Annotated in this window: 9 protein-coding genes; 6 read left to right on the forward strand and 3 right to left on the reverse strand. The window is 46.8% G+C overall.

Features of this window, described 5'->3' with window-relative positions; genetic code table 11:
* Positions 1 to 3 precede the first annotated feature (3 nt).
* From ACR2PX_RS09110 to ACR2PX_RS09120, 3 genes are all read right to left on the reverse strand, one after another.
* Positions 4 to 1062 carry an ABC transporter ATP-binding protein gene (locus ACR2PX_RS09110; RefSeq protein WP_433999044.1) on the reverse strand — a complete coding sequence of 353 codons (1059 nt, stop codon included), beginning with the start codon at positions 1060 to 1062 and terminating at the stop codon, positions 4 to 6.
* Positions 1059 to 2768 carry an ABC transporter permease gene (locus tag ACR2PX_RS09115; RefSeq protein WP_433999045.1) on the reverse strand — a complete coding sequence of 570 codons (1710 nt, stop codon included), beginning with the start codon at positions 2766 to 2768 and terminating at the stop codon, positions 1059 to 1061. Before ACR2PX_RS09115 ends, ACR2PX_RS09110 begins: the two co-directional genes overlap by 4 nt.
* A gap of 137 nt (positions 2769 to 2905) precedes the next feature.
* Positions 2906 to 3919, reverse strand: coding sequence for a Fe(3+) ABC transporter substrate-binding protein (locus tag ACR2PX_RS09120; RefSeq protein WP_433999046.1), 1014 nt, complete (start codon positions 3917 to 3919; stop codon positions 2906 to 2908).
* Between the two features lie 870 nt (positions 3920 to 4789).
* Between ACR2PX_RS09120 and mnmG the strand changes: the two genes are divergently transcribed.
* The 6 genes from mnmG (at position 4790) to ACR2PX_RS09150 (ending at position 11332) form a co-directional block, all read left to right on the forward strand.
* The gene (gene mnmG / locus ACR2PX_RS09125; protein ID WP_433999053.1) at positions 4790 to 6664 is read left to right on the forward strand and encodes a tRNA uridine-5-carboxymethylaminomethyl(34) synthesis enzyme MnmG; all 1875 of its coding nucleotides are present in this window, start codon (positions 4790 to 4792) and stop codon (positions 6662 to 6664) included.
* Between the two features lie 500 nt (positions 6665 to 7164).
* Positions 7165 to 7809 (forward strand): 16S rRNA (guanine(527)-N(7))-methyltransferase RsmG, encoded by a 645-nt coding sequence (gene rsmG / locus ACR2PX_RS09130; RefSeq protein ID WP_433999047.1) that lies wholly within the window; start codon positions 7165 to 7167, stop codon positions 7807 to 7809.
* A 52-nt stretch (positions 7810 to 7861) separates the two neighbouring features.
* Positions 7862 to 8668: a ParA family protein gene (locus tag ACR2PX_RS09135; protein ID WP_433999048.1), complete on the forward strand. Its 807-nt coding sequence runs from the start codon at positions 7862 to 7864 to the stop codon at positions 8666 to 8668.
* Complete coding sequence (locus ACR2PX_RS09140; protein ID WP_433999049.1) at positions 8668 to 9570, forward strand: ParB/RepB/Spo0J family partition protein; 903 nt, start codon at positions 8668 to 8670, stop codon at positions 9568 to 9570. The genes ACR2PX_RS09135 and ACR2PX_RS09140 overlap by 1 nt, the downstream gene beginning before the upstream one ends.
* A gap of 412 nt (positions 9571 to 9982) precedes the next feature.
* The gene (locus ACR2PX_RS09145) at positions 9983 to 10468 is read left to right on the forward strand and encodes a hypothetical protein (RefSeq protein ID WP_433999050.1); all 486 of its coding nucleotides are present in this window, start codon (positions 9983 to 9985) and stop codon (positions 10466 to 10468) included.
* Positions 10469 to 10891: 423 nt separating this feature from the next.
* Positions 10892 to 11332 carry a metallophosphoesterase gene (locus ACR2PX_RS09150; protein WP_433999051.1) on the forward strand — a complete coding sequence of 147 codons (441 nt, stop codon included), beginning with the start codon at positions 10892 to 10894 and terminating at the stop codon, positions 11330 to 11332.
* Positions 11333 to 11411: the final 79 nt, after the last annotated feature.

The following is an 11411-nucleotide window of genomic DNA, read 5'->3' on the forward strand; positions in this document are numbered from 1 at the left end:
GGGTCAGAGTGAATGCCCTTTCTGATCGAACAGCACCAGTCCATGAGGCTGTATTGAGATATCCACAGGCGTGCTTTCCGGGAATGGGGTTGAGTTCTCCACAACCAGAATACTTTCTTTGAGCTTAACCTCTGTCCTCAGACTGGTACCCATAAACTGCTGGCTCTTGATCTGGGCTGGATCCACTGGGTTCTCGCACTGACACTTTTCAATTGAGAACATTTGCGGCCTGATAAACAGTTCTGCAGCCTGGCCAGGATGGGCTGAAATTTCACTGGATGATTCAACAATACCCACCGGGGTGGAAACACTGCGACTGTTGATAATTTCACAGGGCAACAGATTGCCTGAACCCATAAACTCAGCCACAAACCGATTCGCAGGGCGATTGTAGACATCAAAAGAGTGGCCTCTTTGCAGAATTTCTCCTTCATGCATGATGGCCACAGAATCAGCAAAGGCAAACCCTTCGTCACGGCTGTGAGTAACAAACAGGCCAGCCACTTTTTGCTGTTTGAGAATATCCCTGATCTCCCTCACCAGTCTTTGTCTCACCTGGCTATCGATATTGGAAAAAGGTTCATCCAGCAACAGCAGGGAAGGGTTGTTGGCTAAAGCTCTGGCAATGGCTACTCGCTGCTGCTGTCCACCGGAAAGTTCATGAGGATAACGCTTATCAAGACCTGACAGATTGACCAGCTCCAGCATTTCATCAACTCGCTTGCGAGTGTCTCTGCGAGACAGATCTTTCAAACCAAAAGCAATGTTGTGAAACACGGTCAGATGAGGAAAGAGGGCATAATCCTGAAAAATCATACCAATTCCCCGTTGTTCGGGCGGAAGGATTCCATGGGCAGAACTGACTTTCTGACCGTGCAGGGAAATGCTTCCTGCTGAAGGTTCTATCAGTCCTGAAATAGCTTTTAATAGCGTTGTTTTACCACAGCCACTTCGACCCAACAGGCAAACAATTTCTCCCTCTTCCACCTGAAGATTCAAGTCAGAGAGCACATTGGTTTGTGCATAGCGGCAGCTCAGGCCAGCAATATTCAGGGCTGTCATTTTTGTTCTGCCTCCAGTGATCGGTTCAGAAGTATCAGCGGTACCAGTCCGGCCAGTACCAGTATCAGGGCAGCCAATGCTGCCTGTTCCAGTCTTTCATCGGAAACAAACTGGAAAACCCAAGTTGCCAGTGATTCAAAGCCAAAAGGCCTTAATAGAAGGGCTGCAGGCAGCTCTTTCATGGACTCAATGAAAACCAGTAGAAAGCCCGTTAACAAGCCTTTTCGGATCATGGGCACATGCACTCGCCTGACCATCTCCACAGGCTTGCATCCCAAAGTTCGGCTGGCCATGTCGAGAGAAGGAGATACCCTGCCCAGGCTCGATTCCACACTGCCAACGGCCACGGCTGAAAAGCGCACAGTGTAAGCGAAAATAATCGCAAAAATGGAACCACTGAAGATCAGACCAACAGAGGGGTATTCGAAGGCCATGATAATACCATTCAGTCCGTGATCCGACAGGGTTAATGGGGTAAGAACACCAATGGCCAAAACATTACCGGGCAAGGCATAACCCGTTGATACCAAACGAGAGGGAACACTGGCAAAGCGACTTTTCTGCAGGCGTTGATACAGTCCAAGAAACAGGGCGACCAGTGTCGCAAATGTAGCGGCACCCAGAGAGACTTTTAAACTGTTCAGGCTGTATGTCAGCAGTTCTATATTCCAGGAGTCACCGAAATATCTGAAGACATAATCCAGCAAAATCAAGGAAGGCAGAAGGAATCCAAGCGTCACCAGCATCCAGCACCAGACCATAGCCAAACCCTTTTTCCATCCCTTAAGAGGAGTGGGTTTCTTATGATCCTGCCCGGTATTTTTCTGATAAAGCTGTTGTCTTCTGCGGCTGTACTTTTCCATGGAGATCAGCAGCATAACCACAACCAGCATAATGGCAGACAGTTTTGCTGCGGCATTCAAACTGCCATAACCCAGCCAGGTATCATAGACGGCTGTCGTTAATGTAGGGACGGCAAAGTAATCGACGGTGGCAAAATCACCCAGTGTTTCTATGCCCATTAACGCAAGCCCGGTAATAATGGCTGGCCTGGCCATGGGAACCGATACTCTGAGAAAACTGGAAACAGGAGAGCAGCCTAATAACCGACTGGCCAGAATCTGGCTCTGAGAGTGTTCAAGAAAAGCCGTTCTGGCCAGCAGATAAAGATAGGGATACAGCACTAGAGCCAGAATAATGATTGCGCCACCCAAACTGCGAATATCAGGGAAGAAATAATCAGCAGCACTTTCCCAACCCATTAGATCTCTTAACAGCCTTTGGACCGGGCCTGCGTATTCAAGAAGATCGGTATAGATATAGGCAACAATATAGGACGGCATGGCCAAAGGTAGAACCAGAAGCCACTGAAGGTAACGCTTACCGGGAATATCACAATTTGCCATTATCCAGGCGGCAGGCAGGGCCAGTATCAAACCCAGAATGCCTACACCGGAAATCAGTAATACGGTATTGAGAATGTAGGTGCCGAGAACGGTATTGCGCAGATGAGCAAAAATCTCGCCGGTGGGCGCTGAGGCCTCATAGACCAGAGCCAGTACCGGCGTAAAAAGCAGAAAAGCCAGCAACCAGCTGCCAGCTCTCCAATAGATTGAAAGGCCTTGCCTTGAAAGTGACTGAACACTGCCACGCTGCATAGAGAGTGGTGTCGAGTCATTTTCCGGTGCTTCTAAAGCTGTAGGCACATGTTTCATGAAAGTCTGTTAAATATCTGTCTGAGCTCTGCCAAGCTGCGAATTCTACAGAAACCGGAATGAATATCAGTAGAATTTGCATGTCTTTTTCAAACGGCTTGGGCTGATCATGACAGAGCTCTATTTAATTACAGATCAAAACGTACTTCGTCTAACAGTTTTTGAGCTGTAGCGTAGTTCTCAGCCAGTTTGTAAACCGGCAGATCGTCGGATTTGAACTCACCCCAGGAAGCGACTATCTCGGATACTGGAACCTCTGGGTTTACAGGGTATTCCATGTTGACTTCAGCGTAGGTGGCCTGAGCTTTGTCCCCGGCCAGGAATTCCATCAGCTTAACGGCGTTATCCTTATTAGGAGCGTACTTGGTCAGAACCATACCACTAACGTTTACGTGAGAGCCGTTGCCTTTCTGGTCAGGGAAGTTGATGAAAACAGACTCAGCCCATGGGCGTTGCTCTTCGTTTGCCATCATGGCGCCATAGTAGTAGCTATTGCCGATAGACAGGTCGCAAACACCTTCTTTGATCGCTTTCACCTGAGCACGGTCATTCCCCTGAGGACGACGGGCCAGATTTTCCTTGAAACCTTCCAGCCATTCACGGGTAGCTTTTTCACCATTGTGAGCCACATAAGAGGCTACCAGTCCAACGTTATAAGCATTCTTGCCGCTTCGGGTGCAGATCTTGCCTTTGTATTTTGGATCAGCCAGATCATCGTAGGTAATACCTTCTGGCTTATCTGAGCGCTTGGTGGTGTAAATATTTCTGACACGCTTGGTCAAGGCAAACCATTCACCATCCGGATCTCGGTACTGAGCCGGAATGTCTGCATTAATGGACTTGCTGTTGACGGGCTGGCTCAGATCTTTTTCCACCAGATTCATCAGTCGACTGATATCGGTCGTTAATACAAGGTCAGCAGGACTCAGCTTGCCTTCTCGCTCCAGTCGTTCACTCAAACCTTTTTTGGCAAACACAACATTGACTTCAATGCCTGTGTCTTTGGTGAATTGAGCAAACAGTGGTTCCACCAGAAACGGCTGGCGGTAGGAGTAAACATTAATAGCTTCCGAGGCCTGAGAAATAGCTGATACAGCCATAATACCAGTGGCGGAAAGTGCGATGAGGGCTTTCTTTAACATGAGCGACAACCGTTGATTTTTATAACATCAATCTAAACAAGAAACATTATCATTCGCGGATTCTACAGAAATTCCCTCTGATCGCCAGTTATTTAAGTACATAAGTACTAACTATTTAGTTCTATTCATCTTCACTCCGCTCATACCAAATCCTGACATTTCATTTCTATTTCAATAAAAAGTCTCTTATATCCGTCTGTGGATAAAAAATGACTTCTTATAAGTCTAAATATTCTTCGAGCACAGGTTCTATCACGCTTTCAGTGAGAAGATTCAGCAAAATCTGAGCTGTGGAAAGCTACATTGAGAAGCTATTCATAGGTAGAGGGATAAGATCTTGATGAATTTCTACTGTGGATAAAAGGCTATTTATCCACAGATAAAGAACACCTTAACCGGAGGATTCTAACAGCACACTGACAGACTTATTCATTTTCTAAATTTATGATGTATATGAGGTTTTTTTACTTATCCACAGAAAGTACTCACACCATTAATAACAAAAACATCTAATAAACACTACATTAGCGATGGCAATTGTATTTACTGTTATTCACAAGTAAGGACCTCTAAAGACTATGGGAAGCCAACATAGAAAATTTCGGGCTTTACGACTGAACCCATAGTCCAAGCCGCATTAAGCTACGCGGCAGTTGATTGAGAGGCTGAAAAACCTCTGTGATGAAAAGGATGCATGTTGTGAACAAGAGAGCTGATGTATAATCCACGCTCTTTTTTATTGATCGTAAATATTCCAGCTCGAATCGTTGCTGTGGATAGTTATGGTTTGAAGTGAGCTGAATGTTTAGCTCATAGCTGTTTGGGCCTTACGGCTACCCATGAACAAATACAGGTAATGTGACCTTGGCAGTGGACTTTCCAACCCGGTTTGATGTGATAGTGATAGGTGGTGGCCATGCAGGTACAGAGGCTGCCCTGGCTTCTGCACGCATGGGTGTTAATACACTCTTGTTGACCCATAACATCGATACTCTGGGGATGATGTCCTGTAATCCAGCCATTGGTGGGATAGGCAAGAGTCACCTGGTAAAAGAAGTAGATGCTCTGGGTGGTGCTATGGGACTGGCCACTGATTTAGCCGGTATTCAGTTTCGGGTATTAAATGCTCGTAAAGGACCTGCAGTCAGAGCCACTCGTGCTCAGGCTGACCGTGCGCTTTATAAAGAAGCCATCAAGAACATTCTGGAAAAACAGGACAATGTGTGGATATTTCAGCAATCCGCTGATGACCTGATTGTCGAACAGGGTCAGGTGGCTGGTGTTGTCACCAATATGGGGGTTAGATTCCTGTCCTCCAATGTTGTCCTGACAGCGGGCACTTTTCTGGGTGGCAGAATTCATATTGGCCTGGAAAATCACAGTGGTGGCCGAGCCGGAGATCCTCCATCCATTGCTCTGGCAAATCGACTGAGAGACCTGGATCTTGCAGTTGAGCGTCTTAAGACCGGAACACCTGCCCGTATTGATGCCCGTTCAGTTGATTTCTCGGTTTTGGATGAGCAACCGGGTGACACTCCAATTCCGGTTATGTCTTATCTGGGTTCTGTGGATCAACACCCACGCCAGGTATCTTGCTACATTACCCATACCAATGAGCAAACCCATGAAATCATTCGTGGGGGTCTTGATCGTTCACCTATGTTCACCGGTGTGATTGAAGGGATTGGTCCAAGATACTGTCCTTCCATTGAAGACAAAATCACCCGCTTTGCCGACAAGAACTCTCATCAGGTATTCCTCGAACCAGAAGGTTTGAATACCAATGAACTCTACCCCAATGGTATTTCCACCAGTCTGCCATTTGATGTTCAAGTGGCTATGGTTCGCTCTATTCGCGGTTTGGAAAATGCTCACATTACCCGTCCGGGTTATGCCATTGAATACGATTACTTCGACCCAAGAGGGCTGAAGTACTCTCTGGAAACCAAAGCCATTGACGGTTTGTTCTTTGCCGGACAGATTAATGGCACAACGGGCTATGAAGAAGCTGCAGCACAAGGGTTGCTGGCGGGCTTGAATGCGGGTCTGAAGGCTCAGGAAAAAGAGAGCTGGTGTCCTCGCAGAGATGAAGCTTACATTGGTGTTCTGGTGGATGACCTGATTACCAACGGTACCAGCGAGCCCTATCGAATGTTTACCAGCCGGGCTGAGTACCGCCTCATTCTGCGTGAAGACAATGCTGATTTGCGTCTGACAGAAAAGGGGCGTGAGCTGGGTTTGGTGGATGATGTGCGCTGGGCAGCGTTCTGTAATAAAAAAGAGCTGATCGAAAAGGAAAATGAGCGCCTTCGGACAACTTACATTCATCCGAAGACAGAAGCCTCGGCCAAAATTGACGGTAAGCTTTCCAACCCCATCAGCCGTGAATACAGCTTGCAGGAACTGCTGCGTCGTCCCGAGCTGACTTATGATGATGTAGCTGCGCTTTCTGGCGATCCGGAAGAAAATCCTCAGGTGTGTGAGCAGGTTGAAATTGCCACTAAGTACGAAGGGTATATCAATCGACAGACTGAAGAGATTGATCGCATGCGCCGTTATGAAGGAACAAGGATTCCTGAAGCGCTTGATTACAGCGTTATCGAAGGTTTATCCAATGAGCTGAAACAGAAGCTTATTGAGTACAGGCCGGAAACACTTGGGCGGGCTTCTCGAATCCAGGGAATGACCCCGGCGGCGGTTTCACTGTTGCTGATCCATCTTAAAAAACGTTCAATGGTTGCCTGATCCAGAGTATTGCCTACAGACTTTGCTTTCTATGCCGGGAAGTGAAGTCTGCCTCGAGTCGGGCGATCGCTTTTCTTGTGTAAGGCCTTGTCACGTAACGATTGGCGCTTCGTTTTTAAAAGGGTACGGAGCGTTATCCGACCTTTTCTAGCAGAATGCGAATTTACTCGTCTAGCGGTTAAAGCGGGCTTCCAGATATTTGTAACGGGTGCTGAGAAATCGGTGATGAGCTGGGCTTGTTCTCTTATCGCAAGTTCAGGTTCTGATGCATCTCCAAAAAAAAGATTAACCCCTGCTTCAAGCCGGTTGAGAATACTCTGAAAAAGTCGTTTGATTATTTTTTTCATAAGTCTAATTGATACTGTTTTTTTATCAATGTGGCTATGAAAAATACCCCTGGATTCGAAAGTTCTGAATTCGACTGAACCCGCTATTTGCAATACACTATCCACCAAGCCGCAAGGCTCTTAATCCATGTACCCTATCCGGACTGTTTCTTGATGTCATTTCTGTCCTTACGTGAACGCATCTGCGAGGGCGCAGCTGCGCAATCCCTGTCTTTGGCGGATAGCCAGGCAGACTTGCTAACGCGTTATGTAGAGCTGCTTGCCAAGTGGAATAAAGCCTATAATCTGACAGCAGTTCGCGATCCGGTAGAGATGGTGTCCCGGCATATACTTGACAGTCTGAGTATTGCGCCCTTCATGTCAGGCGACTATCTGATGGACGTAGGTTCAGGGCCGGGTTTGCCTGGAATTCCCATGGCTATTCTGAATCCGGAAAAACAGTTCACACTGCTGGACAGTAACGGTAAGAAAACTCGATTTATGACTCAGGCCAAAACAGAGCTGGGTCTTGAAAATGTTATAGTGGCCAATTGCCGGGTAGAATCATTTGAGGCAAAGCAGCCGTTTGACGTTATCATGTCCAGAGCTTTCAGCTCACTGGTGGATATGATTGAAGGTACAAGTCACCTGATTAAAGCCGATGGCAGGTTCCTGGCAATGAAGGGTCTGTACCCTGAGCAAGAGCTGGTTGATTTGAAGCAGGTAAGACCGGAAATATCCATGTTGGAGAGTCATGCATTGGATGTCCCGGGTTGTGAAGCACAGAGGCATCTGGTTATCCTGAAGGCAGACGTGTAATTTAAACAGACAGCTTTTAACAAACACAACGACGATACGGTAGCAATTGGCAGTGGGAAAAATTCTTGCGGTAACGAACCAAAAAGGTGGAGTAGGGAAGACCACTTCCTGCATCAACCTGTCCGCCTCCCTGGTAGCCACCAAACGAAAGGTGCTACTGGTCGATATGGATCCTCAGGGGAATGCCACAACGGGCAGTGGTGTTAATAAGCATGACCTGGAGTATTCGTCGTATCATGTTTTGACTGGGCGATGCTCCATTGACCAGGCTATTCAGAGTTCTGAAGAAGCGGGTTATGATGTAATTCCGACCAATGCCGACCTGACTGCAGCTGAAGTTGAGCTCATGTCAATGGACGCAAAGGAAACCCGACTGCGAAACGCACTGGCCTCTGTCAGCGATCGGTATGACTTTATTTTAATCGATTGTCCACCGTCGCTTAATATGCTGACACTGAATGCTCTGGCTGCAGCAGAAGGTGTGATTATTCCCATGCAGTGTGAATATTATGCACTGGAAGGCTTAACCGCGCTGATGGAAACCATTACTGGCATCCGACAGACGATTAATCCAAGACTTCATATTGAGGGTCTGCTCAGAACCATGTACGACCCTCGTATCGGTTTGACGAATGAAGTTTCCAGACAGTTGATTGGTCATTTTGGTGATCAGGTTTATCGTACTGTTATCCCACGCAATGTGCGCCTGGCAGAGGCTCCAAGCCATGGTAAGCCCGTACTGGCTTATGATCGAACCTCCAGAGGAGCGGTAGCTTATCTGGCACTGGCAGGTGAGTTGGTTCGCAGACACGAAAAAAGTGTTCAAGAGCTCAAGACTGAAAGGAAGACAGGGACCTGATGGCTAAAAAACGTCTTGGCACCAATTTAAGTGCGTTGATGGGAGGCGCAAACCTCTCTTCCTCGGTTTCCGATGAACTGACCAATCCGACAGATACACCTGAAGGCGCAGCAGCTCATGATAGAGAGCTAAAAGAAATTCCTGTTGAATTTGTTGTGCGTGGCAAATATCAACCGCGTCGGGACATGCATCCGGATGCACTGGAAGAGCTGGCTGAAAGTATTAAAGCCCAGGGCATCATGCAGCCTATTATTGTTCGTCCTTTGTCTCAGAATCGTTATGAGATTATTGCCGGAGAGCGGCGCTGGAGAGCAGCGCAGATCGCCGGACTGGCCGAAGTACCTGCCCTGATTCGGGACGTGCCTGATGAAGCAGCCATTGCCATGGCTCTGATCGAGAATATTCAGCGGGAAGATCTTAATCCCATTGAAGAAGCGATCGCTTTGTCCCGTTTGCAAAAAGAATTTGAACTGACCCAGCAGGAAGTGGCGGAAGCGGTCGGTAAATCCAGAACGGCGGTTGCCAATACTTTGCGTCTGATGTCTTTGAGCCCTGACGTGAAAAAGATGCTGGAATACGGTGATCTGGAAATGGGTCACGCCCGCGCTTTGTTGCCTCTCTCTGATATGGAGCAGCTCGAAGCTGCCAGAACCATTGTTGCCAAAGGCTTATCGGTTCGCCAGACAGAAGCTCTGGTCCGTCGAATGGTTCAGGAGAAAGAGCAGGGCAAGAAGAAAACCCAGAAAAAAATTGATCCTGATATCAAGCGCCTTGAAGAGGACTTGTCCGATCGTGTTGGAGCCAAAGTGGCTATTTCCCACAACGCGAAAGGAAAAGGAAAACTGGTCATTTCCTATAACAGCCTTGATGAGCTGGATGGTGTTCTGGCCCATATTCAATAAATCCCTGATTATTAAGACTGACTGCCCTGATGATCAACAAAAGGGTGGTCAGGCTTCGATCGCTTTACCCTGCCTAAGACCTGTCTCTGCTGGCTTATATCCGAGTCATAAGTCAGAAGTAGAATAGTATTGAGACGAGAAGATAACCCCATGCAGTTATTTTGCTCTTTGAAAGAAGCAAACTATTCAAATAATGAAAGTCTTTATTGATATTCATAAAAGTGAAATGACGAACCGTAGATTCAGTCTTCAAAGTCATGGATGAAGAGATAGATAACAGTTATTTGATTTAGTGAATATTTATTTTAAATAACCTCTTCTATTTTGAGTAAACTTTGGCGTATGCTGTTAAACGGCCTTGAATAAAAATCCATAATAATGAGATCTGGGTATACCAGGCAGGGGCAGAAAGATGGACTTCAAGCGATTCTTTTCCAGCAAGATTCAGAGCCATGCACAGAACCACAGTCGGTTAGCCAACCTGCTGTTCGAAGGTAGCCCAAGACGGGCAAGAGTTTTTTCCCACATAGTGACCGCAGACTACGTATTTTACCAGACACTGTTTAATGAAGATCCCGATCAGTTGTTGAGCTGGTTTGTAAAGCCCAAGTGCTTATCCGACGCTATTCAAGCGCTGGGATTGATTGCGAATTTTTATAAGCCACAAGTAGCATTCTTTAGAGTAGAAGACAGTGTGTTCAATCTGGTGAGGTCCTACCTTGCAGGTATCAATAGTTCTTACAATGTTGATATTGAAAGTGCCTCAAAGGCAGTCGCTTTGCATTTACTGCAAATCAATAAAGGTCTGACTGTATTTGATGATGAAGACTCACTGATCAAAGAATTGAATAGTATGCTGGCTAATCAGCAACTGGAATGGTTGTCATTAACTGAATAAATCATTCGAGTTCAGCGTCGTGTGAGAAGAGAGAACTCCTTCCTACAGAAGCTGAATAAGAGTTGGAGCTTCAGGGCTGTCTCCACTTTGGTAATCAGTCTAAGTCCCCTGAAGTGGGACTCTGCTCAATAAGCGGTTCTGGTTTTTGATCCTTCAATGTCCAGCCAACAAACAAATTCGATTTTCCAGGGGCTTGATTCGTCTTTCCCCATGGTTTCAGCTCTCTCAGGATAAAAAGTTTTTGCAAAGGGGGTGATCATCCCCTCAGATTGAATGATTACCGTCAGTCCGGCGTATACTGCCATGAAAGAAGGGGATTATCGGGAAAATATTCCATGGCTTTGCAAGAGACCCTGATATTAAGGGGAGCAGAACGACTATAAACTTCAACGCCAGATATCATCCACAGCATCAGGATCTTTCATGCGTTTGAACAGGACGACTCTTTCCGCAGCGGCTCTTTATGGGCTATTGGCATCTGCTGGTCTGGCCTCTCTGAGCGGTCTTTCACAGGCAGCCACCATTGAGCTTAGAGTGCTCGAAACCACTGATATTCATACCAATATCATGGACTTCGATTACTACAAGGGACAACCTACCAACCAATTCGGCTATGCCCGTGTTGCCACTTTGATCCGTGAAGCTCGCAATGAAGTAGAAAACAGTGTTCTCGTGGATAACGGTGATCTGATTCAGGGTTCTCCCATGGGGGACTTTATGGCGGATAAAGGACTGAAAAAAGGCGATGTCCATCCGGTCTACAAAGCTATGAACCTGATGGATTATGATGTTGGTAATATTGGTAACCATGAATTTAATTATCGGTTGAGCGTAAAACCCCGTACTTTGAGTGCGGGGATGTAAGCTCGTCGGCGATAGCCGACTAATGCGGTGTTCTCTGCTGCTGAACGTACTGTTTGATGACTTCTATAGGAGCGCCACC

It is taken from the genome of Endozoicomonas sp. (assembly GCF_051008435.1).
GTDB lineage: Bacteria > Pseudomonadota > Gammaproteobacteria > Pseudomonadales > Endozoicomonadaceae > Endozoicomonas_A.